Origin of the sequence: Oerskovia douganii, assembly GCF_015142735.1 — a bacterium.
Classification (GTDB): Bacteria; Actinomycetota; Actinomycetes; order Actinomycetales; family Cellulomonadaceae; genus Oerskovia; species Oerskovia douganii.
Genome location: NZ_JACSPN010000008.1, coordinates 92038 through 116788, shown reverse-complemented (window position 1 = coordinate 116788; position 24751 = coordinate 92038). Strand labels below are relative to the sequence as shown.

Annotated in this window: 20 protein-coding genes; 6 read left to right on the top strand and 14 right to left on the bottom strand. The window is 71.2% G+C overall.

Features of this window, described 5'->3' with window-relative positions:
• Window positions 1-49: 49 nt before the first annotated feature.
• The 6 genes from H9623_RS08470 to H9623_RS08445 form a co-directional block, all read right to left on the bottom strand.
• Window positions 50-1084 (bottom strand): ABC transporter permease, encoded by a 1035-nt coding sequence (locus H9623_RS08470; protein WP_193719612.1) that lies wholly within the window; start codon window positions 1082-1084, stop codon window positions 50-52.
• Window positions 1081-2538 carry an ABC transporter permease gene (locus H9623_RS08465; protein ID WP_321575351.1) on the bottom strand — a complete coding sequence of 486 codons (1458 nt, stop codon included), beginning with the start codon at window positions 2536-2538 and terminating at the stop codon, window positions 1081-1083. Before H9623_RS08465 ends, H9623_RS08470 begins: the two co-directional genes overlap by 4 nt.
• A gap of 325 nt (window positions 2539-2863) precedes the next feature.
• Window positions 2864-4657, bottom strand: a complete 1794-nt coding sequence (locus H9623_RS08460; protein WP_321575350.1) for an ABC transporter family substrate-binding protein — start codon at window positions 4655-4657, stop codon at window positions 2864-2866.
• 392 nt (window positions 4658-5049) lie between these two features.
• On the bottom strand, window positions 5050-6135 hold the full coding sequence (ychF, locus tag H9623_RS08455) for a redox-regulated ATPase YchF (RefSeq protein WP_193719609.1): 1086 nt from the start codon (window positions 6133-6135) through the stop codon (window positions 5050-5052).
• An 84-nt stretch (window positions 6136-6219) separates the two neighbouring features.
• Entirely contained in the window at window positions 6220-7806 is a 1587-nt protein-coding gene (locus tag H9623_RS08450) for a hypothetical protein (protein ID WP_193719608.1), read from the bottom strand.
• The gene (locus tag H9623_RS08445; protein ID WP_193719607.1) at window positions 7788-8687 is read right to left on the bottom strand and encodes an ABC transporter ATP-binding protein; all 900 of its coding nucleotides are present in this window, start codon (window positions 8685-8687) and stop codon (window positions 7788-7790) included. Before H9623_RS08445 ends, H9623_RS08450 begins: the two co-directional genes overlap by 19 nt.
• Window positions 8688-8848: 161 nt before the next feature.
• Here H9623_RS08445 and rmuC point away from each other — a divergent pair, with 161 nt between their 5' ends.
• Window positions 8849-10471: a DNA recombination protein RmuC gene (gene rmuC, locus H9623_RS08440; RefSeq protein ID WP_227748378.1), complete on the top strand. Its 1623-nt coding sequence runs from the start codon at window positions 8849-8851 to the stop codon at window positions 10469-10471.
• A 129-nt stretch (window positions 10472-10600) separates the two neighbouring features.
• Here the strand turns inward: rmuC and H9623_RS08435 are convergent, their stop codons facing one another.
• Window positions 10601-11620: a 4-hydroxy-3-methylbut-2-enyl diphosphate reductase gene (locus tag H9623_RS08435; protein WP_193719606.1), complete on the bottom strand. Its 1020-nt coding sequence runs from the start codon at window positions 11618-11620 to the stop codon at window positions 10601-10603.
• 172 nt (window positions 11621-11792) lie between these two features.
• Between H9623_RS08435 and xseA the strand changes: the two genes are divergently transcribed.
• On the top strand, window positions 11793-13076 hold the full coding sequence (gene xseA, locus H9623_RS08430) for an exodeoxyribonuclease VII large subunit (protein ID WP_193719605.1): 1284 nt from the start codon (window positions 11793-11795) through the stop codon (window positions 13074-13076).
• Between the two features lie 62 nt (window positions 13077-13138).
• Window positions 13139-13402, top strand: a complete 264-nt coding sequence (locus tag H9623_RS08425; protein WP_193719604.1) for an exodeoxyribonuclease VII small subunit — start codon at window positions 13139-13141, stop codon at window positions 13400-13402.
• A 19-nt stretch (window positions 13403-13421) separates the two neighbouring features.
• On the opposite strand, the gene H9623_RS08420 is transcribed toward H9623_RS08425, so the two are convergent.
• The 4 genes from H9623_RS08420 to H9623_RS08405 form a co-directional block, all read right to left on the bottom strand.
• The gene (locus H9623_RS08420) at window positions 13422-14678 is read right to left on the bottom strand and encodes an ABC transporter ATP-binding protein (protein WP_193719603.1); all 1257 of its coding nucleotides are present in this window, start codon (window positions 14676-14678) and stop codon (window positions 13422-13424) included.
• Window positions 14679-14781: 103 nt separating this feature from the next.
• Entirely contained in the window at window positions 14782-15636 is an 855-nt protein-coding gene (locus H9623_RS08415) for a carbohydrate ABC transporter permease (protein WP_193719602.1), read from the bottom strand.
• Complete coding sequence (locus H9623_RS08410) at window positions 15633-16562, bottom strand: carbohydrate ABC transporter permease (protein WP_227748397.1); 930 nt, start codon at window positions 16560-16562, stop codon at window positions 15633-15635. Before H9623_RS08410 ends, H9623_RS08415 begins: the two co-directional genes overlap by 4 nt.
• A gap of 68 nt (window positions 16563-16630) precedes the next feature.
• The gene (locus H9623_RS08405) at window positions 16631-17980 is read right to left on the bottom strand and encodes an extracellular solute-binding protein (protein WP_193719601.1); all 1350 of its coding nucleotides are present in this window, start codon (window positions 17978-17980) and stop codon (window positions 16631-16633) included.
• A gap of 226 nt (window positions 17981-18206) precedes the next feature.
• On the opposite strand from H9623_RS08405, the gene H9623_RS08400 reads away from it, so the two are divergent.
• Both H9623_RS08400 and H9623_RS08395 read left to right on the top strand, forming a co-directional pair.
• Window positions 18207-18887: a carbonic anhydrase gene (locus tag H9623_RS08400; RefSeq protein ID WP_193719636.1), complete on the top strand. Its 681-nt coding sequence runs from the start codon at window positions 18207-18209 to the stop codon at window positions 18885-18887.
• 105 nt (window positions 18888-18992) lie between these two features.
• Window positions 18993-20402 carry a class II fumarate hydratase gene (locus H9623_RS08395; protein ID WP_193719600.1) on the top strand — a complete coding sequence of 470 codons (1410 nt, stop codon included), beginning with the start codon at window positions 18993-18995 and terminating at the stop codon, window positions 20400-20402.
• A gap of 113 nt (window positions 20403-20515) precedes the next feature.
• Here the strand turns inward: H9623_RS08395 and H9623_RS08390 are convergent, their stop codons facing one another.
• Window positions 20516-21004 (bottom strand): MarR family winged helix-turn-helix transcriptional regulator, encoded by a 489-nt coding sequence (locus H9623_RS08390; RefSeq protein ID WP_321575349.1) that lies wholly within the window; start codon window positions 21002-21004, stop codon window positions 20516-20518.
• A gap of 73 nt (window positions 21005-21077) precedes the next feature.
• Here H9623_RS08390 and H9623_RS08385 point away from each other — a divergent pair, with 73 nt between their 5' ends.
• Window positions 21078-22433, top strand: coding sequence for an FUSC family protein (locus tag H9623_RS08385; RefSeq protein WP_193719599.1), 1356 nt, complete (start codon window positions 21078-21080; stop codon window positions 22431-22433).
• Here the strand turns inward: H9623_RS08385 and H9623_RS08380 are convergent.
• Both H9623_RS08380 and H9623_RS08375 read right to left on the bottom strand, forming a co-directional pair.
• On the bottom strand, window positions 22411-23037 hold the full coding sequence (locus tag H9623_RS08380) for a GrpB family protein (protein ID WP_193719598.1): 627 nt from the start codon (window positions 23035-23037) through the stop codon (window positions 22411-22413). The genes H9623_RS08385 and H9623_RS08380 overlap by 23 nt on opposite strands.
• A gap of 168 nt (window positions 23038-23205) precedes the next feature.
• Entirely contained in the window at window positions 23206-24465 is a 1260-nt protein-coding gene (locus H9623_RS08375; protein ID WP_407671875.1) for a PhoH family protein, read from the bottom strand.
• Window positions 24466-24751 lie beyond the last annotated feature (286 nt).

The following is a 24751-nucleotide window of genomic DNA, read 5'->3' as shown; positions in this document are numbered from 1 at the left end:
CGACCGTGGTTCTCACGGTCGCGACCTGACAGGCTGCCCGGCGCCAGGGTCATGACGCTCCCGGCTCGGGCAGCGCGTCACCGGTGGCGGACGGCTTGGGGCGCTCGATCCGCTTGGCGCGCGCCATCTTCCGCTCGGACGGGATGTTCTTCTGGCGGGGGTCGAACGCGTCGCGCAGACCGTCACCGATGAAGTTCACGCACAGCGCGATCCCGACGATGAAGGCACCCGGCCACCAGAACAGCCACGGCCGGGACGCGAACGCCTCCTGGTAGTCGCTGATCATCAGGCCCAGCGAGACGGCAGGCCGCTGGATGCCGACGCCGAGGTAGCTCAGCGACGTCTCCAGGAGGATGGCCGAGCTCAGGAGCAGCGTCGTGTTGACGATGATCACGCCCACGGCGTTCGGGAGCATGTGCTTGAAGATGATCCGTCCGCTGCTGGCACCCGCGACGCGCGCGGCGTCGACGAACTCCCGCTCGCGCAGCGAGAGGAACTCGCCACGGACCAGGCGGGCGAGCGGGGGCCACAGGACCAGGCCGAGGAACGCACCGAAGACGATCGCGTTGTCGCCACCCGAGAGCAGGCCCAGCACGGCGCCGATGACGATGACCGGCATCGTGATGATGAGGTCCGTGAAGCGCATCAGGAACGAGTCGGTGCGGCCACGGAAGTAGCCGGAGAGCGCACCGACGACGATGCCCATCGCCAGGGCGATCAGGCCCACCGTCGTCATGATGACGAGCGAGGTCTGCGTGCCGCGCATGACACGGGCGAAGATGTCGCGCCCGGCCTCGTCCTGACCGAACGGGTGGGTCGCGTTCGGCGCGCCGCCGTCGATCACCGTGCCCGTCTCGTTGGGCGTGAACTTCCACCACCCGGTCCAGCTGCCCACGCCGATCGACGTGATGGCCAGCAGGACGATGGCGACGAGGACCACGAGGGCCACGACCGCGCCCTTGTGACGGAAGAAGCGCCGACGGACGATCTGCCCTTGCGAGAGACCTTCGACTTCCTTCAGCTCGATCTGGTTCTCCACGGTCGCGCTCGACGCGCTGTCGTTGGGAGGAGTCTGGTTGCTCATGCGTTCACCCGGATCCGCGGGTCGAGGGCTGCATAGATGAGGTCAGCCACGATGTTGGCAAGGATGGCGAGGGCCGCGACGATCACGAGATAGGCCATGACGGGCTCGATCTCTGCTCCGCGGAGCGACCGGATGAACAGCGTGCCCATCCCTGGTCGGGCGAAGACCTGCTCGGTGATGATCGCGCCCCCGAGGAGGGTGATGACGTCGATGGGGACGATCGTCGCGAGCGGGATCAGCGTGTTGCGGAAGCCGTGCCGCATGATGACCTCACGCTCCGGCAGCCCCTTGGCGCGCGCGGTGCGGATGTAGTCCTGGTTCATCACCTCGAGCATGCTCGAGCGCGAGTACCGGGTGTACCCGGCGAACTGGATGAGCACCAGCGCCAGCGTCGGGAGGAGCAGGTGGGTGTAGGTGTCGAGGGTCTGCACCCAGAAGTTGCCGCCGAGGTTCGGCGTGCTGGAACCGATCGTCGCGATGGGGCGACCGTTGATCGCAGGCGCTCCCATGTACTGCGGCCACAGGGACATGACCTTGTCGATGAAGATCATGCCCGCGACCACGACTGCGGTCAGGCTCGCTGCGCGCGCGGAGATCCCCTTGTCGGGGCCGCCCCACAGGTAGCCCACGGCGATGCCCACGGCGACCGTCACGAGTGCGAGACCCAGCACGTACATCCAGCTGAAGGGCATCCGGAAGAGGCTCTGCAGCGGGTAGTAGAGGGCGAGGCCGATCACGACCGTCGTCAGCGACGCTCCCAGGGCCCGCCGGTTCTTCAGACCCGAGGTCAGCGCGGTGATCGCGAACGCGAGGGCGGTGCCCGTCACCAGGATGATGACCGGGCCCAGGTTCGGGTCGAGCCACCAGTTCGAGAGCTGGAGGTAGAGGATGGCGCCCGCGGTCGCGGCGAACGCGATCGCGAAGGTCGTCGCGCGGCGCTTGACGGTGCCGCCGACGGCCAGCATGCACAGCAGGCCGATCACCAGTCCGGCGACCACGATCACGAGCGGTGAGTTCGACGGGTCCTTGAGGAAGTCGTTGAAGCCGATGGCGCCCCACTGCTTGAGCAGGACGGCGACCCAGAAGGCAGGCAGCGAGTAGAGGACGAACGACACGAAGATCGTGAGGTAGTCGAACGTGCTGTACTGCCGCAGCGCGCTGACGATGCCGACCATGACACCGAAGAGGATCGCGATCACGGTCGCGGCGGCCACGAGCTGGATCGTCGAGATCACGGCGCCCTGGAGCATGTTCGAGACCGGCTGCCCGCTGCGCCATCCCACACCCAGGTCACCGGTGACGAAGTCGCCCAGCCACTTGAAGTAGCGGATGACCGCCGGGGTGTCGAGGTCCAGGAGCTCGCGCCGCTGCGCGATCTGCTCGAGCTTGTTGGGGTTCGTGCTCTGCTCGAGGTCCTCGAAGGGCCTGATCGAGGCGCTGACGAGAAGATACATGGCGAACGTCGACACGAGCAGGGTTCCCAACCCTGCAAGGAGGCGTCGCGAGATGAACGAAAACATTGGAGGGCATACCTCGCTGAATTAGGGACCCAGGTTAGGGGCCGGGCAAGTCTACGCGTGGGTCGCACGCGTCGAGGCATCGGCCGGCGCGAGGTGGGTCGGGTGGACTCGTACCGCGCCAACCGCCAGCGAGGACATCGGTACGCGAACGTACCGATGTCCTCGCGGAGGGCTGATGCGTCGAACACCGGTCGACGCCGGGTCACCCCGGCGTCGACCCAGGTCAGGTACCTGTCGTCAGGTGCTCAGGACGAGAGTCCTAGGCGCCGAGCTTCCAGTTCCAGAAGTTGTAGAAGATGGTCGGGCTGATCGTGATCGGCTCGACGCCCTCCAGCTTCTCGTCCCAGGCCTGGATGGCCGGGAACTGGAAGATCGTGGTGCCGAAGCCGTCTGCCCAGAGCTGCTTCTCGATCTCGAGCTGGAGCTGGAACTGCTCCTCGGGGTCGGTCGAGACCTGGAGCTTGTCGAGCGCGGCGTCGACGGCCGGGTTGTTGTAGAGGCCGTAGTTGTTCAGGCCGCGCTCGGGGGCGAAGCGGAAGTTGGCGTCCGACTCGGTGACGGCCGTCGAGGTGGACTGCCAACCGAAGAGCGACGCGTCGTACTGGTCCTGGCCGGTGCCGAGGAGGGTGCCCCACTCGGCGGCCGGGCGGCCGGTGTCGACGATCGTGAAGCCGGCCTTGGCCGCGCTGTCCGTGATGAGGGCGACCTGGTTGACGCGGCGCGCGTTCTCGTTGTTGTACGCGAAGCGCACGTTGATCGGGGTGGTCACGCCGGCCTCGGCGAGCAGTGCCTTGGCCTTCTCGATGTCACCTGCGGCCGGGTAGAAGTCCGAGCCGTTGTCCGCGACCATCTTGTCGTAGTTGGGCGAGCCCGGGATGAGGATCTGCGAGCTGCGGACCTCGGCGTCGGGGTTCAGCGGGACGATCAGGTTGTCGACGATCGTCTGGCGCGGGATGGTGAGGAGGAAGGCCTGACGGACCTTCTTCGCCTTCTCGGCGTCGCCGCCGTACACCGGGTTGGTCGGGTCGAACGGACCCTTGTTGCCGAACACCAGGTCGACGTGCTCGAACGTGCCCTCGACGCTGTTGTTCGTCGAGACCTCGGGGAGCGCCTCGAGCGCCGAGCGGACGTCTGCGGATGCCTGCGGGCCGATGAGGTCGACCTCACCGTTCTGCAGCGCCTGGACCTGCGCCATGGGGTCCTCGATGTAGCGGACCGTGATGGTCTCGACCGAGCCCTGGTTCTTGCCCTTGAAGTCGGGGTTCTTCTTGAGGGTCAGGTACTCGTTCTCGACGTACTCCTCGAGGGTGTACGCACCGTTGGACACCGTCAGCGACTTGTCGTCGGGCATCGAGGTGAACTCGAAGCCGGAGTTCCAGAACTTCGCGATGGGCGAGAGCTTCGCGTAGTCCGAGCCGAGGATCGCGTCGCGCACGGCGTCCTTGGCCTCCTGCGCGTCCGTGAGCTCGAGCGACTGCTGGCCGACGACGTGGGCCGGGACGAACTGGTTCGTGAAGTCGAGCTCCCAGTCGCCGAAGGGCTTCGAGTACACGAAGGTGATCGACTTGCCGTCGTCGCTGATCGTGGGGATCTCGTCGATGAGCGAGGGTCCGGGGGTCGTCCCGTCGAAGAACACGCCCGCGTCCACGGCGTCCTGGTTGGTGACTTCGCCGTTCTCGTCCGTCACGGGCTCGACGTTGTTGAACGTCGCGGAGGTGGCTGCCCACTGGAGCAGGACGTCGGTCGCGTCGAACGCGGTGCCGTCGGACCACTTGGTGTCGTCGCCGACCGTGTACTTGACCGTCAGCGGGTCGTCGGAGACCTTCTCGTACGTGCCGAAGGACTCGTCCTGGACGAGCTCGAGCTGGTCGTCGTAGTAGTTGAACCCGGAGTTCAGCATGTACGAGATGACCGAGTTCTGCGTCGCGTTGCCGTTCGTCGAGCTGAGGTTGAGCTCGTTGAGCGGGGCCTCCCAGGCCACGGTGACCGCGGTGTCCTGGTTGATGCCGCCGTCTTCGCTCTCCTCGGCGGTGCCGCCGCATGCGGTCAGCACCAACGCGACCGAGGCCACCGCCGCGGTAACGGCACTTGTGCGCCTGATGTTCAATGTTCCTCCTCAAGGGGATGGTGAACTCCCTTGCCTCGAGGAGAGCGCGCGATGACCGCAGGGCGTCCTCGGCGGCATCGTCAGGGAAGCCCACCATGGTTTGAGGCAACGGTAGCGACCAAGATGGGCGACTTCACCCTGTTGCACCTTTCAGGTGGCCGATCGTTACCGAGTTGATACTGGCCGGTACGGTGCTGTTTCGCCCCTGATACCGGGAGAAACCGGTACGTAACACCCTGGACACATGGAAGGGGCGCCGCCCGCGTCTCACGATGCGGCGGCGCCCGTCCCAAGAACGGCGACTGTGACGGAACTCTCCAGCCCACTCACCAGGTGGATCACACGTTGAAGCGGAACTCCACGACGTCCCCGTCAGCCATGACGTAGTCCTTGCCCTCGATGCGCGCCTTGCCCGCAGCACGGGCCGCCGCCACGGACCCTGTCTCCACGAGGTCGTCGAACGAGATGACCTCCGCCTTGATGAACCCCCGCTCGAAGTCGGTGTGGATCACCCCGGCCGCCTGCGGCGCGGTCCACCCCTTGCGGATGGTCCAGGCGCGCGACTCCTTGGGGCCGGCCGTGAGGTAGGTCTGGAGCCCCAGGGTGTCGAACCCCACGCGCGCGAGCTGGTCCAGCCCCGACTCCTCCTGGCCCGTCTCCGCGAGCATCTCCGCCGCTTCCTCGGGCTCGAGCTCGACGAGCTCGGACTCGAACTTCGCGTCGAGGAAGATCGCCTGGGCCGGCGCGACGAGCGCACGCAGCTCGGCCTTGCGCTCCTCGTCGACGAGGCCCGCGTCGTCGGTGTTGAAGACGTAGATGAACGGCTTGGCCGTCATGAGCTGCAGGCTCGCGATCTCGGCCAGGTCCAGCCCCGCGGCCTTCGCACCCTGGAACAGGGTGATGCCCTGCTCGAGCAGCCCCTGCGCCTTCTGCGCCGCGGCGAGCAGGACGGGGTCGCCCTTCTTGATCTTGACCTCCTTCTCGAGACGCGGCAGCGCCTTCTCGAGGGTCTGGAGGTCCGCGAGGATCAGCTCGGTGCTGATGGTCTCGATGTCGTCGGCCGAGTCCGTCGAGCCCTCGACGCGGATCACGTCGGGGTCGTCGAACGCGCGCGTCACCTGGCAGATCGCGTCCGCCTCGCGGATGTTCGCGAGGAACTTGTTGCCGAGCCCCTCGCCCTCGCTCGCCCCCTTGACGATGCCCGCGATGTCCACGAAGGACACGGTCGCGGGCAGGATGCGCTCGCTGCCGAAGATCTCCGCGAGCTTCGTCAGACGCGGGTCCGGGAGGGACACCACGCCGATGTTCGGCTCGATCGTCGCGAACGGGTAGTTCGCCGCGAGGACCTGGTTACGGGTCAGGGCGTTGAAGAGGGTGGACTTGCCGACGTTGGGCAGGCCGACGATGCCGATTGTTAGAGCCACGGGGCCTGAGTCTACGGGAGCGACCGTCCGGGCCGCTCGCACCCGAGCAGGGCGCCCGGCACGCACACGGCCCGACGGCGCCGCCTACTTGTAGCTCATGACCTGCTGGAGCAGCTCCGGGCCCCGCTGGTCGACCAGGCGGCCGCCCCAGCGCATGCCCACCACCAGGAGCACCGCACCCAGGCCGACCCCCACGACCAGCGTGAGCCAGCCCCACACCGCCGCGCCCGTCAGGAGCGTGGCGAGCGCGAGCCCCGCCGCCGGCAGGCACAGCGCCGTGAGGACCGCCATGGTCAGCATCTGGGCGACCAGGGTCGCCATCGCCGCGCCCTGGGGAGACTTGAACGGGCTCTCCCCCGGCTTGGGGACCGGGTAGAGCAGGCGCGCCGAGACCACGCTCGACACACCGAGCGCCGTGGCGAGCACCCCGAGGCTCAGGCCGACCGTCGCGACCAGCAGGTCCCACCGCCCCGTGAAGGCGACCGAGCCCACCGCGAAGACCGTCACGACCGGCACGCCGATCACGCCGGCCGCGAGGACACGCCCCGCACGGTCGGCGAAGCCGCTCACGCCCGACGACACCTGGGTCCAGAACGCCGTGTGGTCGTAGGCGACGTCCGCCGAGATCGCGAACCCGAACGTGAAGGCCGTGACCGGCCCCAGCACGAGCATGAGCTCGGCGAACCCGCCGCTGCCGTCGAGCTCGATGCTCGACCCCACGAACCACAGCACGACCGGGAGCAACGGGATGACCGCGACCGACCCCGAGTAGCGCGGGTCACGGAACCAGTACGTGAGGCAGCGCGCCGCCACGGCCCCCACGGGGGTCGCCGGGAAGCGGTCGAACCAGCCCAGCCCCTTGGAGCGGCCCGCGGCCGCGCCGCCGTGCGGAGCCACGAGCGCCCTGGCGAGCGCCCGGTCCCAGACGACCCACGCGGCCCCCAGCACGACCACGGTGATGCCGAGGCGGACGAGCGCCAGTCCCCAGGCGCCGTCGGACACGGCGGTCGCGATCGCCCACGGCGCGCCGAACGGCGTCCACCCCAGGACGTCCGCGACGACCGGCAGGACCTCCTGGCCGCGCGCGATCGCCGACGTCGCCCACCCGACGATCGGGCCGGCCAGCATGAGCGGCACGAACGCCGCGATCGACAGGACCTCGCGGTAGCGGCGCGAGTCGAGCAGCGGCGCGAGCGCCGTCGTCGTCGCACGCGACCCCACCACGCACAGCGCGACCGCGAGCAGCCCGCCCACGAGAGCCGCGAGGGCCGCGAGGGGCGTGCGCCACCACGCGAGCGCCGTACCCGCCGAGACCAGGAGCGTCACGATCCCCGGCGTCCCGACCAGGCCCGCGATCGCGAGGCCCGCCAGCAGCTGCCGCTGGGGCACCGCGAACGTCACGAACCGCTGCGGGTCGAGCGTGGCGTCGACGCCGAACGCGAACAGCGGGACGATCCACCACGCGAGCACCACGACCGACCCCAGGATCGTGACGATCTGGCCTGCGAGTTCCGGCTGCGTCGTGCCCAGGGCGACCAGGCCGACCAGCGTCAGCCCCACCACGCCCAGCCCGTACAGGACACCGATCGCGAGCCCCACGGTCTGCCACACGCTCTTCCTGAGCGTGTTGCGCATGAGCGCGAGCTTGAGCCTTACGAGGTGCGCAACCACGACAGCCCCTCCGTGGTGTGCCGGCCGCCGACCAGGTCGACGAAGCGGTCCTCGAGGCTCTGCCCCGCACGGACCTCGTCCACGGTGCCCGCCGCGAGCACGTGCCCGCCCGCGATCACCGCGACGTGGTCGCACATGCGCTGGACCAGGTCCATGACGTGCGAGGACACGATCACCGTGCCGCCGCTCGCGACGTACGACGAGAGGATCTCGCGGATGTTCGCGGCCGAGACCGGGTCCACGGCCTCGAAGGGCTCGTCGAGCACCAGCAGGCTCGGGGCGTGGATGAGCGCCGAGGCCAGCGCGATCTTCTTGGTCATGCCCGCCGAGTAGTCGACCACGAACGTGTCCGCGTCGGCCGCCAGGCCCAGGGCCTCCAGGAGGTCCGTCGTGCGCTCGGCGACCGTCGCGCGGTCCATGCCGCGCAGCAGGCCCGCGTACGTGATGAGCTGCGCGCCCGTGAGGCGGTCGAACAGCCGCACGCCGTCCGGGAGGATCCCCAGCATGCGCTTGCCCGCGACCGGGTCCGCCCACAGGTCCTGACCGTGCACGTGGACCGTGCCGAAGTCCGGGCGCAGGAGCCCCGTCGACATCGACAGCGCGGTCGTCTTGCCCGCGCCGTTGGGGCCGACGAGCCCGTAGAACGACCCCGCGGGGACGTCGAGGTCGATCCCCGCGACGGCGATCTTCTCGCCGAACCTCTTCCAAAGCCCGCGCACCGACAGCGCGGGAGGCGTACCGGTCCCGTGCGAGGAGACGGTGGGGGCCGCCGGAGCGAGGACGGGTGCGGGGGCGGCCGGTGCGGCGGGGGCCGCGACGTCCGGGGTGCTCGAGGTGTCCGTGGGTGGGAGCTGGTCGCGGGGCGCAGGATCGTGGGCCATGCCGACCAACGTAGCGGAGCGCACGCGCCGCTCCCCCTGTGATTTGTCATGTCTTCGCTGGTGAGACGCGATATCACCCGTGGGTGGACGGTCACCGCCCGCGACGCGCCCGACGACGCGGCTCCCCCTCCGCTGTGGGTGCCACCTGGCAGAGTGCGGGCATGGACAACGCCTTGCCGTGGGTCATGCTCGTCGTCGGCCTCCTCGTGGGAGCACTCCTGGGCTGGCTCGCGCGCCGCACCTCCCCCGACTCGGGGCGCGCCGAGATCGGCCGGCTCACGGGCCTGCTGACCCAGGCCCAGCAGGAGGCCGCACGCGGTGCGGGCCTCGCCGAGCGGCTCGCGGCCGAGCGCGAGGGGTTCGAGCGCCAGCTCCGCACCGAGCGCGAGGCGTTCGGGCGACAGCTCGCGGGCGCGGAGCGTTCCGCGGACGAGCGCTTCGACATCGAGCGCGCCAACCACGAGCGGGCCATCGAGGAGCTGCGGGCGGGCTCCGAGAAGCGGCTCACCGAGATCCGCGGCGACCAGGCGCGGCTCGAGGCCCAGTTCGAGGCCCTGGCCCGCAAGGCGCTCGCGAGCAGCTCCGAGCAGTTCCTCACGCAGGCCGAGGAACGCTTCAAGCGCAGCCAGCAGGTCGGCGAGGCCGAGCTCGCCAAGCGCGAGCAGGCCGTGCAGCAGCTCGTCGAGCCCCTCAGCAAGGCCCTCGACCAGGTCAAGGCCGAGGTCACGGCCGCCGAGCAGGCCCGCCGCGAGGCCCACGGCACGCTCGCCGAGCAGGTCCGCGGCATGCGTCACGACTCCGAGGCCCTGCGCGCGGAGACCTCCCAGCTCGTGACCGCGCTGCGCTCCTCGCAGGTGCGCGGTGCGTGGGGCGAGCTCCAGCTCCGCCGCGTCGTCGAGGCTGCGGGCATGATCCCGCACGTCGACTTCGTCGAGCAGGACCAGGTCGCCACCGACGACGGGGCGCTGCGCCCCGACATGGTCATCAAGCTCGCGGGCGGCAAGAACGTCGTGGTCGACGCCAAGGTCGCGTTCCTCGGCTACCTCGACGCGCAGCAGACGACGGACCCCCGGGTGCGGGCCGAACGGCTGGCCGCGCACGCCCGCCACTTCCGCAAGCACATCGACGACCTGGCGGGCAAGAGGTACTGGGACCAGTTCAGCCCCGCGCCGGAGTTCGTCGTCATGTTCGTCCCCGCCGAGTCGTTCCTGTCCGCGGCGGTCGAGCAGGACCCGTCGATCCTCGAGTACGCCGTCTCGAAGAACGTCATCATCGCGGCGCCCATGACCATGATCGCGCTGCTGCGCACCGTCGCCTACGCGTGGCGCCAGGACGCCCTGGCCGCCAACGCCCAGCAGGTGCTCACGCTCGGCAAGGAGCTGCACGGGCGCCTGGCCGTCATGGGCAGCCACCTCGCCCGGCTCGGCCGGTCCATCCAGGGCGCCGCCGACTCCTACAACCGGACCGTCGCGTCCCTCGAGACGCGCGTGCTCGTGAGCGCCCGCCGCTTCGCGGACCTCAACGTCGTCGACGACGACCTCGAGACCCCCGCCGCGGCCAACCCCCAGCTCAGCGCCGTGAGCGCCCCCGAGCTCCTCGCGTCGGTCAACGAGAACTTCGTCGCGATCGACGAGATCGCTGCGGGGGGCCGCGGAGCCGCCGACCCGGCGGGGTCGGGCCCCAGCGGGCCCGGCGACGACGAGGGCACGCTCGACGCCGGGATGCTCGGCACCGTCAACGCGCCCGGCCGGCACGAGCGCGACCGGGGTGCGGACGCGTCCTGAGACGCACCTCGCCCCGGGTCCGTGCCGGCGTGCGGTGAGGGACGCCGTCGGGCCGTCCCCGGACGCGTGACGCGCGAGGCCCGTCCCGGATCGTCCGGGACGGGCCTCGCGCGTGTCGGAGCGTCGGCGTCAGACGGGCTCGACCGAGAGCGACGTCCGGTTCTCGCGGCGCGGACGTGCGGGCGCGTTGCCCGCGGCCTTGAGGTCCGCGCGCAGCTCCTTGGGGAGCGAGAACATGAGGTCCTCGGTCGCGGTGCGCACCTCCTGCACGTCGCCGTACCCGCGCTCGGCCAGGTACGCCAGGACGTCGTTGACCAGGATCTCGGGGACCGAGGCGCCCGAGGTGACGCCGACGGTCGTGACGCCGTCGAGCCAGGACTCGTCCATCTCCTGCGCGCGGTCGATGCGGTACGACGCGTCCGCACCGGCATTCAGCGCCACCTCGACCAGACGCACCGAGTTCGACGAGTTCGCCGAGCCCACCACGATCACGAGCTCGCACTCGGGCGCGAGCTTCTTCACCGCCACCTGACGGTTCTGCGTCGCGTAGCAGATGTCGTCCGACGGCGGGTTCTGCAGCGTCGGGAACCGCTCGCGCAGCCGGTCGACCGTCTCCATGGTCTCGTCGACCGACAGCGTGGTCTGCGAGATCCACACGACCTTCTCCGGGTCGCGGACCGTGACGTTCACCGCGTCGTCGGGCGAGTTGACGATCTGGACGTGGTCCGGCGCCTCGCCCGCGGTGCCCTCGACCTCCTCGTGGCCCTCGTGCCCGATCAGCAGGATGTCGTAGTCGTCCGCCGCGAAGCGCACGGCCTCCTTGTGGACCTTGGTGACCAGGGGGCACGTCGCGTCGATCGTCTGCAGGTTGCGCTCGGCAGCGGCCTCGTGGACCGCGGGCGAGACCCCGTGCGCCGAGAACACGACGCGCGCGCCCTCCGGCACCTCGTCGGTCTCGTTCACGAAGACGGCGCCCTTGTCGCTCAGCGACTCGACGACGTACTTGTTGTGGACGATCTCCTTGCGGACGTACACGGGGGCGCCGTAGTGCTCGAGCGCCTTCTCGACCGCGATCACGGCACGGTCGACGCCCGCGCAGTAGCCGCGGGGGGCGGCGAGGAGGACACGCTTACCAGTCGGGGAAGTCACCCCACGAGTCTAGGCGACGGGCCTCCGGGACCGGGCCCGTCCCCCCGGTCCCGGCGCGGTCCGGGCCAGGTCCTGGCAGCAACTCCACAGGATCCTCACGGGTCTGCTCGCCGAGGCCGACCGGTGCGGTGCGGGACCGGCGCCTGTCACACGCATGAGGCAGGCTTGACCCGTGACCGACCGACCCGCCGACCGCGCCGAACCAGCCGACCCCACCGCTCCTGCCACGCCGCCGGCCCCGCTCCCCGCCCGGGCCCTCGACACGAGCCCCGAGCACCCGTGGCCGGTCAGGCTGCTGTCGAGCAAGATCACGGCGTACATCGACAAGATGGCGCCCGTGTGGGTCGAGGGACAGGTCGTGCAGCTCAACCGCCGTCCCGGCGCCCCGATGGCCTTCCTCACGCTCCGCGACACCGACGCCGACATGTCGCTCCCGGTCGCCGCGATGGCCAAGGTCTTCGCGGCCACGAGCACACCCCTCAGCGAGGGGGCGCACGTCGTGGTGCACGCCAAGCCCGTGTTCTGGCCCAAGCGCGGGTCGTTCCAGCTCCAGGCGACCGAGGTCCGGACCGTCGGCATCGGCGAGCTCCTGGCCCGGATCGAGCACCTCAAGCGCGTCCTGGCCGCCGAGGGCCTGTTCGACGCGGACCGCAAGGTGCCGCTCCCGTTCCTGCCCGCGGTCGTGGGGCTCGTGTGCGGCCGGGAGTCCAAGGCCGAGCACGACGTGGTGGTCAACGCCCGTGCGCGCTGGCCCCAGGTCCGCTTCGAGATCCGCGAGGTAGCGGTCCAGGGCACGGGCGCCGTCGCCCAGGTGAGCGCCGCGATCGCCGAGCTCGACGCCCGCCCCGACGTCGACGTGATCGTGGTCGCGCGCGGCGGTGGCGCGGTCGAGGACCTCCTGCCCTTCAGCAACGAGGCCCTCGTGCGCGCCGCCGCGGCCTGCCGCACCCCGCTCGTGAGCGCGATCGGCCACGAGACCGACACCCCGCTCCTGGACCTGGTCGCCGACTACCGCGCCTCCACGCCCACGGACGCCGCCAAGCGGATCGTCCCCGACGTGGGCGAGGAGCGCGCACGCGTCCTGCAGGCCCGCTCCCGGATCCGGGCAGCGATCACGCACCAGCTCCAGCGCGAGCAGTCCCGCCTCGACAGCGCCCGCTCCCGCCCCGTGCTCGCCGCCCCCGAGACCATGATCACCACGCGTGAGCAGCAGGTCCTCGCCGCGCGGGACCGGGCCAGGCGCTCGCTCGACGCGATCCTGCTGCGCGCGCACGGCGAGGTCGACCGGCTCGCCGCCCAGGTGCGCGCGCTGTCCCCCGCCTCGACGCTCGAGCGGGGCTACGCCGTCGTGCACGGACCGGACGGCGGGATCGTCCGCTCCCCCGACGACGTGAGCCCCGGCGACTCCCTGCACGTGCGGCTCGCGAGCGGCGCGATCGACGCGACCGTGCGCTGAGCCCGTCCGGCCAGCAGCGCAGCACCGACCCCACCAGACCAGCCCCAGGAAGGCCCACCACCATGAGCACCACCCCGAGCAACACCGACGTCGCCGACCTCACCTACGAGCAGGCGCGCGACGAGCTGGTCCACGTCGTGACCCGCCTCGAGGCCGGCGGCGAGCCGCTCGAGGCCTCGCTCGCCCTGTGGGAGCGCGGCGAGGCCCTCGCCGCCCGCTGCCAGCAGTGGCTCGACGGCGCCCGCGAGCGCCTCGCGTCGGCCCGCGCCGCCGACGTCGCCGGCCCCTCCGGCGGCACGCAGGACGACGCCACCGAGGACGACTGACCCGCGCCGCGCAGGCGCGTCAGGCGCTCTGCTGCGCCTGTGCGTGGGCGCGTTCGAGCGAGGCGCGCCGGTCCTCCTCGTTCTCCTTGTCGAGCCGGTCCACCTCGTCCTGGTCGTGCGTGAGGTTCTCGCCCGTCTCCGGGTCGAAGATCATCATCTTCTCGGGGTCGAACCAGAGCTCGGTCGTGTCCCCGTCGCGCACGCGGGACGCCGAGTTGAGGGCGACGACGAACTGGGTGCGCAACCCCTCGCCGTCGAGCTCGCGGTCCAGCTCCTCGAGCTTCTCCGCGACCGAGGCGTGCATCTCGAACGGCACGTACGCGTAGAGCTCGGCACCGAGCCACTCGGTCACGTCGATCTGCGCGTCGAACGTCCGACCCCGCTCCTTCTTGGACGGGTCGACGAGCCGGGCGTCCTCGAAGTGCTCGGGGCGCAGGCCCACGATCACGAGCTCGCGGCCGCCGACGGCCTCGACCAGGCGGTCGGGCAGCTCGAACGTCCCGAACGGCAGCTCCATGCTGCTGCCCTTGACCTCACCGGGCAGGAAGTTCATGGGCGGTGACCCGATGAACCCCGCGACGAACAGGTTGACGGGCTGCTCGTAGAGCGCGCGCGGGCTCGCGATCTGCTGGAGCTCGCCCTTGCGCAGCACCGCGACACGGTCGCCGAGAGTCATGGCCTCGGTCTGGTCGTGCGTCACGTAGACAGTCGTGGTCGCGAGGCGCCGCTGGAGACGCGCGATCTCCGTGCGCATCTGACCGCGGAGCTTGGCGTCGAGGTTGGACAGGGGCTCGTCGAACAGGAACGCCTTGGCGTCGCGAACGATCGCCCGGCCCATCGCGACACGCTGGCGCTGACCGCCCGAGAGGTTGGCGGGCTTGCGGTCGAGGTGCTCGCGCAGGTCGAGGAGGTCGGCTGCACGCTCGACCTTCTCGCGGATCTCGGCGTCGGTGAGCCTGCCCTTGTTCAGCCGCAGCGGGAACGCGATGTTCTCGGCGACCGTCAGGTGCGGGTACAGCGCGTAGTTCTGGAAGACCATCGCGAGGTCCCGGTCGCGCGGGGCCTTCTCGTTGACGCGCTCGCCGTCGATCAGCAGGTCACCCGAGGTGATGTCCTCGAGGCCGACGATCATGCGCAGCAGCGTCGACTTCCCGCAGCCCGAGGGGCCGACGAGGATCACGAACTCGCCGTCGGCGATGTCGATGCTGACCCCTTTCACGGCGGGGAACCCGTCGCCGTACTTCTTGACGATGTCCTTGAGGGTGATCGACGCCATCAGCTCTCTCCTCGGTCTGGGGTCGGGCAGCGAAGGGTGCGGGGGCGCGGCGGGGTGACCCGACCGCGTGGGGTGGGCGGCGCCGTCGTGCCGGGGAGGCCGCTCATCCCTTGACCGCCCCCTGCGTGAGGCCCGACACGATCTGGCGCTGGAACAGCACCACGAGGATCACGACGGGGATGGTCACGACGATCGCGGCCGCCGAGATGGCGCCGGTCGGCTCCTCGAAGTAGGACGCACCCGTGAAGAACGCGAGAGCGGCCGGCACAGGCCGGGCCGCGCTCGTGGACGTCAGCGAGATGCCGTACACGAAGTCGTTCCACGCGATGAAGAACGCGATGAGCGCGGTCGTGAAGACGCCCGGGGCCGCGAGGGGCACGATGACCTTGCGGAACGCCTGCCAGGGCGTCGCGCCGTCGACCTGCGCGGCCTGCTCGAGCTCCCACGGGATCTGGCGGAAGAACGCCGCGAGCGTCCAGATCGAGATCGGGAGCGTGAGCGACAGGTACGGGATGATCAGGCCGAGCCAGGTGTCGTAGAGCCCGATGTTGCGCCACAGGTTGAACAGGGGCGTCACGATCGAGACCACGGGGAAGATCGAGACGCCCAGCGCGGTCGTGAGGATCAGGCGCTTGCCCGGGAAGTTCAGACGCGCGATCGCGTACGCGGCGAGCGTCGCGAGCACGACCGCGATCACGGTCGCGATGAGCGAGATGCCGACCGAGTTCCGCAGCGCCGACAGGAACAGCTCCTGGGCCGACCCGCCCGAGGACAGGATCTGCTCGTAGTTCGTGGTGCTCCACTGCGGCGGCAGGAACGTGCCGGAGTTGAGGTCGCTGGGTCCCTTGAAGCTCGTCATGAGGATCGAGACCACGGGGAACAGGGCGCCGACCAGGACGACGACAGTGATGACGGCCCACCAGACGCGGGCCCTGGTGCTCAGGACGCTGCCCATCATCGCTCCCCTCGTGCGCCGGCCAGATCCACCTTGAACAGCTTGATCGCCACGAAGCAGATGCCGATCACGCACAGGAACAGCAGGACGGAGATGGCCGAGCCCATGCCGATCTGGAGCTGGCCGATCGAGGTCCGGTAGGCCAGCAAGGACAGCACCTCCGTGTTGTTCGCGCCGTTGGTCATGATGAAGACGTTGTCGAAGATGCGGAACGCGTCGAGCGCACGGAACAGGACGGCGACCATGATCGCGGCCTTCATGTTGGGCACGATCACGCGCGAGAAGCGCTGCCACGCGGTGGCACCGTCGACCTTCGCGGCCTCCTCGAGGTCGCTCGGCACCTGGGCCAGGCCCGCGAGCAGCAGCAGCGAGATGAAGGGCGTGGTCTTCCAGACCTCGGACGCGATGATGACGAACAGGCTCGTGCCCTGCTGCGCGAACCAGTTGAGGTCCGGCCCGATCCCGGGCACCCAGTCGAACCAGCTGTTGACGTATCCGGACGTGATGTCGAACGCGTAGAACCACGCGAAGGCCGAGACCACGGTGATGATGCCGTACGGCACGAGGATCGCGGTGCGCAGCGGCCCACGCAGGCGCTTGATCGCGCGGTGCATCACGAGCGCGAGCGCGAAGCCCAGGACGAGCTCGACGACCACCGACACGACCATGATGAAGAACGTCACGGCGAAGTCGCGCCACCAGACGAAGTCCGTGAGGATCACGGCGTAGTTGCCGAGCCCGACGAACGTGCGGTCGTCGGGCGCGGTGAGCTTGTAGTTGAACAGCGAGTCGTAGACCGCCTGGAGGATCGGGTAGAGGGTCACGGCCAGCATGACGACGAACGCGGGGCCGGCGAGGTACCAGCCGAGGCGGGCCTCGGCCCTGGCCCGGTCGCTGCGCGCGGCCTTGGCCTTCTTGTCGGGAACCAGGTCCGGCGAGGTGCCGGACGCGGGGTCCGGCTCGGGCTGGGCGCGGCGGGCGCCCCGGGTGTCGGCGCTCACAGCAGACGCTCCCCTCGCAGGACGGCGGTGATGAACTCGGTCGACGTCACGGGGGTGCCGTCCTCGGTCACGCTCGCGGGCGGGTACCAGGTCTGCTGGAGCCCCGTCGAGACCTCGTTGTAGAACGGTGTCTGCGGCCGTGGTGCGGCCTGCTCGAGCGACTGCCGGATCACGTCGTACATGGGGTAGGCCTCCTGCACGGCGGGGTCGTCGTAGGCCGCGGTGCTCGCCGCGGGGTTCCCGTCCGAGACCATGTACGAGGCCTGGTTCTCGGCGCTCACGATGCACTGCGCGGCCTCGTACGACAGGTCCGTGTGCTCGCTGAACGCCCCGACGCCGATGCTGATGCCGCCATACGGCGGACGGGTCTCCTGGCCCTCGACGGCCTGCGGGTACAGCGTCCAGCCGATGTCGTCGAGGAGCGCCTGGTCGAGCGAGCCGGCGTCGACGCCCCCCAGGGTCGAGGACCACACGAACGGCCAGTTGACCATGAACGAGCCCTTGTCCCCCTGGAACAGGGTCAGCGACGCGGCCTCGTCCTCGCTGGGCAGGCCCGGGCCGCCCACGCCCGAGCTGCCGATCTCCCCGATGATCCGCGCGGCGTTGCGCCCCGCGTCGGTCTCGAGGCCGAGCGTGAGCTCGTCCGCGGGTGCCTCGGGGTTCTCCAGGATCTGCCCGCCCCCCGACTCGACCAGGGCGTTGATCCACACGGTCAACGACTCGGCCTTGGCTCCCTGCACCGCGAGGTACTTGTCCTGGTCCTGGGCCGCGGTGACGATCTGGTCCCACGTGACGGGTTGCGTGAGGTCGAGCCCCGCCGCCTGGGCGACGGACTTGCGGTACCAGAGGAGCTGGGTGTTGGCCCAGAACGGGATCGCGACGAGCTCGCCCTTCCACGTCGAGCCGTCGATCGCCCCCTGGACGACGTCCTGCGTCGTGGCCGTCGCGACGTCCTCCGGCACGGGGGCCAGGAAACCGGCCTCGGACAGCTCGGGGATGAACGGCGGGTCGAGGCTCATGAGGTCGATCGAGGCGTCCTTGGCGGCGAGGCGGCGGGCGAGCTGCTCGCGCTGGGCGGCGGCGTCGCGTGGCAGGAGCGACGTCTCGATGCGGTACGCGCCGCCCGAGGCCTCGCTGCACGACGCGGCGATCGCGGCCTGTCCCCCGTTGTCGGGGTTGATGTACCAGGTGAGCACGGGCGGGCCGGAGCCTTCCCCGGTGCTGCACGCGGCGAGCGGCACGATCGTCGCGACGGCCAGTGCCGCGGCGAGTGCCCGGGTGCGTCGGTGCACGGTCTCCCCTTCGTCGATCCTGCCCTCCGACGGGCGCTTCGACGTGCCCGTCATCGGGTTTTTCCTGGTACTAGGGCTACACCGTCACGGGACGACTCGCCACGGGAGGGACATTTCTGAAGGCCCGTCGCGGGGCGACCGAGGGCCCGTCGCGGGCCATCACGACCCGGCGAGGACCGCCCCCGACGGCGCCTCGCGGGTCCCCCAGGAGGGCCACCTCGTCCACGGGTCTGGTCAGAGTGTGGGACGGCGACGAGGAACGGGACGCTCGTGCGTGACCATGGAAGTTGTGACGACGAACGGCAGCATCCAAGACACCGCACCTCCCACGACCCCCGCCGAGGCCTGGGCCAGGCTCCGTGACGGCAACGGGCGGTTCGTCCGGGACGAGATGGAACATCCGTCCCAGGGCGCCGTCCGCCGGGCCGAGCTCAGCGTGGCCCAGCACCCGCACACCGTGATCTTCGGGTGCGCCGACTCCCGCGTGGCCGCCGAGATCATCTTCGACCAGGGCCTGGGCGACGTGTTCGTCGTGCGGACCGCAGGCCACGTCCTCGACACGACCGTGATCGGCTCGATCGAGTACGGGGTCAACATCCTCGGGACGCCGCTCGTGGTCGTGCTCGGCCACGACAGCTGCGGGGCGATCGCCGCAGCCGCCCACACCCTCGCGACGGGTGAGCAGGCCGACGGGTTCGTCCGAGCGGTCGTCGACCGGGTGATCCCCTCGATCGTCAACATCACGAGCACCTCGGGCGGCGTGTCCGCGGTCGACCCGGACACGCTGCGCCGCGAGCACGTGCGCCACACCGTGGACATGCTGCACGGCTACTCGGCGGCCCTGGCAGATGCCGTGGCCGAGGGGCGGCTCGCGATCGTCGGCGTCGAGTACACGCTCGCCGACGGCCGCGCCCGGCTCGTCGAGGTGGTCGGCGACGTCGGCGAGACCCCGGACGTCTGACCGGCTCCCCCGTGCCGGGACCGGCCCGCGCGGGTGGCGTGCAGCACGCACCCACCCCGCGGCCGGGTTCGAGATCACTCGTGATCGTGCGGCACCATTAGCCCCATGACTTCTGCCGACGCCACCGACTACCGCATCGAGCACGACACCATGGGTGAGGTCCGCGTCCCCGCGGCCGCCCTCTACCGCGCGCAGACGCAGCGCGCCGTGGAGAACTTCCCGCTGTCGGGCACTCCTCTCGAGCGCAGCCACATCGAGGCCCTCGCTCGTGTCAAGAAGGCCGCAGCACGCGCCAACGCCGAGCTGGGGGTGCTCGACGAGGACGTCGCGGCCGCCATCGTGGCCGCGGCCGACGAGGTCGCCTCGGGCGCGCACGACGCGCACTTCCCGATCGACATCTTCCAGACGGGCTCCGGCACGTCGTCGAACATGAACACCAACGAGGTCCTCGCGACGCTCGCCACGCGCTCGCTGGGTCGCGAGGTCCACCCGAACGACCACGTCAACGCGTCCCAGTCGTCCAACGACGTCTTCCCGACGTCGGTGCACCTGGCCGCGACCGCGGGGGTCGTGCACGACCTGATCCCGGCGCTGACGCACCTCGCGGAGGCTCTCGAGGCCAAGGCGGCCGAGTTCGCGACGGTCGTGAAGTCGGGCCGCACGCACCTCATGGACGCGACCCCGGTCACGCTCGGCCAGGAGTTCGGCGGGTACGCCGCGGCCATGCGCTACGGCATCGAGCGGCTGCAGTCCGCGCTCCCCCGCGCGGCCGAGGTACCCCTGGGCGGCACGGCCGTCGGCACGGGCATCAACACGCCCGCCGGGTTCCCGCAGCGCGTCATCGCCCTGCTGGTCGAGGACACGGGCCTGCCCCTGACCGAGGCACGCGACCACTTCGAGGCACAGAGCTCGCGCGACGGTCTCGTCGAGCTCTCGGGTGCGCTGCGCACCATCGCGGTCTCGATCACGAAGATCTGCAACGACCTGCGCTGGATGGGCTCGGGCCCTAACACGGGCCTAGGCGAGATCTTCATCCCGGACCTGCAGCCCGGTTCGTCGATCATGCCGGGCAAGGTCAACCCGGTCGTGCCGGAGGCCGTCCTCATGATCGCCGCGCGCGTGATCGGCAACGACGCGACCGTGGCGTGGGCCGGGGCCTCCGGGAGCTTCGAGCTCAACGTGCAGATCCCGGTCATCGCACTGGGCGTCCTGGAGTCGATCCGCCTGCTGTCGAACGCGTCGGTCGTGCTCGCGGACAAGACCGTCGTCGGCATCACGGCCAACGTCGAGCGCGCGCGTGCCCTCGCGGAGTCCTCGCCGTCGATCGTCACGCCGCTCAACCGCGTGATCGGCTACGAGGCGGCGGCCAAGGTCGCCAAGCACTCGGTCAAGCAGGGCCTCACGGTCCGCGAGGCCGTGATCGACCTGGGCTTCGTCGAGCGCGGCGAGGTCACCGAGGAGCAGCTCGACACGGCGCTCGACGTCCTGTCGATGACGCGCCCGCCGCAGGCGTGACCACGCGCTGAGTCCCGCTCCACGAGGGCGGGCCCCGGCGAGGACCACGAACGGCGTGGGCCGGGTGCTGACACCCGGCCCACGCCGTTCGTCGTCCCGGGCCGGGGACGGCGTCAGTACTCGACGGGGTCCACGCGACGCAGCACGATCGTGAGCAGCTCGGCGAGGCGGGTGCGCTCGTCGTCGGTGAGCCCGTCGAGCGCGGCACGCTCGCGGTCGAGCTGGGCGGGGAAGAGCTCGTCGACGAGCCGGGTCCCCTCCTCGGTGAGCGAGAGCAGCACACCCCGGCGGTCGCGCTCGACGACGGTCCGCTCGACGAGGCCTTCGCGTTCGAGGTGGTCGAGGCGCTTGCTGATCGAGGCACCGGGGGCCCGGGTGATGGTCGTGACCTCGCGGGCCCGCAGGGGGCGGCCGGCGCGTCGGAGCGCGGTGAGGACCTCGAGCTCGGGGCGGGTCAGCGACCGCTGCGCGAGCACCGTGTCGCTCGACTCCGCCAGGAGCGCCGCGATGCGGGTGATCCGGCCGATCGAGTCGATGGGCGACACGTCAACCTCGGGCATCTGCTGCGCCCACTGCTCGCGCAGGCGTTCCACGTAGTCCACGGCACCAGGGTAGGGCCTCGCGGCAGATAGTTCACTTGTGAAACATCTTCGAACGAGGCGTATCCTCGAAGAGATGCCACTCTCCTCCCCCCTCACCACCGCTGCGCCCGGCCACACCCCCACCGACCAGCGCCCACCCGACCACCGCTCTCCCGTGCGCACCGCGGCGCGCGAGGTCCTCGACCCCGCGCACCTGCGTGCGGCACTGCGGCTCACCTCGGTCGACGCGACGCTCGCCGCAGCCCTGCTCTGCGGAGCGAGCGTCGCGATCGCCCTGGTGATCGCCGCCACGAGCGGCCACCAGGACCTCGCAGGCTTCGCGGCCCTCGGAGCGCTCACGTCGCTCTACGGACGGTTCGACCCGTACCGGCGCCGGGCAGCGCTGCTCACGCTCGTGGGCGTGGCCATGGTCGGGTCGATCCTCCTCACGTCCGCGGTCACGGCCGCAGGCGCCCCCACCTGGGTCGCGCTCGGGGTGGTCGCCCTGCTCGCGGGCGGGATGACCGCGCTGTGCCAGCTCCTGCGCACCGGGCCACCCGGCGCGACCATCGTGGTCTTCGCCGCCGGTGCCGGGCTCGCCGGCGCCCCCACGTTCGCCGACCTCGCCCCGCGCGGCCTCGCCGGGCTCCTGGGCGTGGCCGTCGCCTGGGTCGTGTGCCTCGCCGGCTTCCTGTTCCGTCCCAGCGGACCGGCCCGGCTCGCGGTGCGCCGCGCGACCCTCGCCGCCGAGGCCGCCGCCCTCGCGCCCGACGACCGCGGCGCCGTCGGACGGGCGCACGACGCCGTGGCCCTCGCACGGCGCGTCCTCGCCGACGACGCCTCCCACCGCCGCACGCGCGCCACCGCGCTGCGGCTCGCCGACGACCTCTCCGGGGCCGCCGGGACGCCCGCCGACCTGCCGCCACGCCTGACGCTGCGCGCGACCGCGCGCGAGTCCCTCACCGGGAGCGCAGGCTGGCGGCTGCGCTCGCTCCGCGTGACGCTCGCCGCGGCGGTCGCGGCCGCGGTCGCGCACGTCGCCGGGTTCGGCCACCCGGCCTGGGCCGCGATGGGCGCGACCGCGACCCTCCAGGGCACGACGACGCAGCACGCCGTGGTCCGCGCGCTCCAGCGGGCGCTCGGCACGGTCGTCGGCGCCCTGGTCGCGTGGCCGCTGCTCGACGCGCACCTCGGCTTCTGGGCGACCGCGGCGCTCGTCGTCGCGCTGCAGGTCGTGACCGAGATCGTCGTCGGACGCCACTACGGGCTCGCGATGCTGACCATCACGCCCATGGCGCTGCTCATGACGTCGCTCGGCGGGTCGGGCGAGGGCATCGCGCTCGACCGGGCCCTCGACACGGCCGTGGGCGCGGTCGTCGGCGTGCTGGCCGTCGTGCTCGTCCACGCGCGGCGTGGCGCGTCCCGCGTCAGCGGTACGGCGCGGACCTGACCGGCCCGCCGACGGCCCGCACCCTGCGCTCGAGCTCGCCCTGGACCTCGTCGAAGAACACCGTCTTGGCGCGCGTGTAGTCGTCGTAGTCCTCGTCGGCGGCGTGCTCGTGCGCGAGCCGCCGCTTGAGGCCCTCGTACTGCGCGCGCCGGCCCGCGTCCTCTCGCAGCAGGTCCCGGAGGGCGACCGTGTACGCGGCCCAGGGCGAGTCGGCCCGGCGGACGTGGAGGATCGCCGCCGGCGCCTCCGACACGAAGAGCGCCTTGCGCCAGACGAGCGGGTCGTCCGGGCGTGAGGTCCCCCGCGGGACGTCGGCCGTGACCCCCGGGGAGTCCGGACGGCTCCCCCGCGCCCGGACGAACGTCGTCGCGCGCAGCGCGTCCTCGTAGTCCTCGACGGCCACGAGGACCGGGACGCGCACCTGCAGGTCCAGGAACGGCTTGGCGGCGAGGCCGGGCACGGCCGTGGACCCGATGTGGTCGTAGGCCATGCCCTGCGCCCCGTCCAGGACGGCGAAGGCGGACCGCACGACCGCGAGGAGCCCCACCGCCTGCTCGCCCCAGGCGGGATCCGGAGGGACGAGGGCTGCGGGGCCTGGGCTCATCCGTCGATGATGCCTTGCCGTCGCGCCGCGGCCCGTCCCGACTCGCCCGCCGGGCGCGACGGGCGCGACGGGCGTGACAGGCGAGATGGGCGCGCGCCGGTGCCGGGCTCGCTCGCGCCGCGTCGTGGCCCCGAGGCCCGCGGACCGGGGCCACGACGGGCGCCGGGCTCAGACCTCGATGCTCTCCAGCATCTCCGTCACGAGCGCCGCGACGGGCGAGCGCTCGGAGCGCGTCAGGGTCACGTGCGCGAACAGCGGGTGCCCCTTGAGCGCCTCGATCACCGCGGCGACGCCGTCGTGCCGCCCGACGCGCAGGTTGTCACGCTGCGCGACGTCGTGCGTGAGGACGACCCGGGAGGACTGCCCGATGCGCGAGAGCACGGTCAGCAGGACGTTGCGCTCGAGGGACTGGGCCTCGTCGACGATGACGAACGCGTCGTGGAGCGAGCGCCCCCGGATGTGGGTCAGGGGCAGGACCTCCAGGACGTCACGGTCCACGATCTCGTCCATGACCTCCGTGGACACGAGCGCCCCCAGGGTGTCGAACACCGCCTGTGCCCACGGGTTCATCTTCTCGGCCTCGGAGCCCGGCAGGTAGCCGAGCTCCTGGCCGCCCACGGCGTACAGGGGGCGGAAGACCATGATCTTGCGGTGCTGCCTCTTCTCGAGCACCGCCTCGAGGCCCGCGCACAGCGCGAGCGCGGACTTGCCCGTGCCGGCACGCCCGCCGAGCGACACGATCCCGATCTCCTGGTCGAGCAGCAGGTCGATCGCGATGCGCTGCTCGGCCGAGCGCCCGTGCACGCCGAACACGTCCTGGTCGCCCCGGACGAGCTGCACGTGCTTGTCGGCCGTGACCCTGCCCAGCGCAGAGCCCCGCGGCGAGTGGACCACGAGCCCGGAGTGCACCAGGAGCGGCTCGGCGGCCGCGACCGTGGCGGCGTCGAGCGCCGAGAGCTCGACCGACTCGTGCTCCCACAGGTCGGCCATCTGCTCGTCGCTCACGTCGATCTCGCCCATGCCGGTCCAGCCCGAGTCGATCGCGAGCTCGGCCCGGTACTCCTCGGCACGCAGCCCCACGGCGGAGGCCTTGACCCGCATGGGCAGGTCCTTGGACACCACGGTCACGTCGCAGCCCTCGCTCGCGAGGTTGGCCGCGACCGAGAGGATGCGCGTGTCGTTGTCACCCAGGCGGAACCCTGCGGGGAGCACCGTCGGGTCCGTGTGGTTGAGCTCGACGCGCAGCGTCCCGCCCACGGCCCCCACGGGCAGCGGGGCGTCGAGACGCCCGTGCCTGACCCGCAGGTCGTCGAGCATGCGCAGCGCGCTGCGGGCGAAGTACCCGAGCTCGGCGTGGTGCCGCTTGGCCTCGAGCTCGGTGATGACGACGACGGGCAGGACGACGTCGTGCTCGGCGAACCGCAGCATGGCTCGCGGATCGGACAGGAGCACGGACGTGTCGATGACGAAGGTGCGACGCCCGGCAGGGGTCGGTTCAGGGGACTCGACGGTGACGTCGGGTGCAGCTCCAGAAGCAGGGGCGGTTCGGACCACAGCAGGCTCCCTCCGGCGCGCGGCGCCGTTCTCGCTGGGTAGGGCAGGCGACCGGCCGACGAAGGGCCGGTGCCGGCCCTCCTGCACGGAGCGAAGACTCCATCGGACGGCCTCCCGGAGGACGACGTGTGTCGTCCGTCACGTTCGAAACTACGCCCGT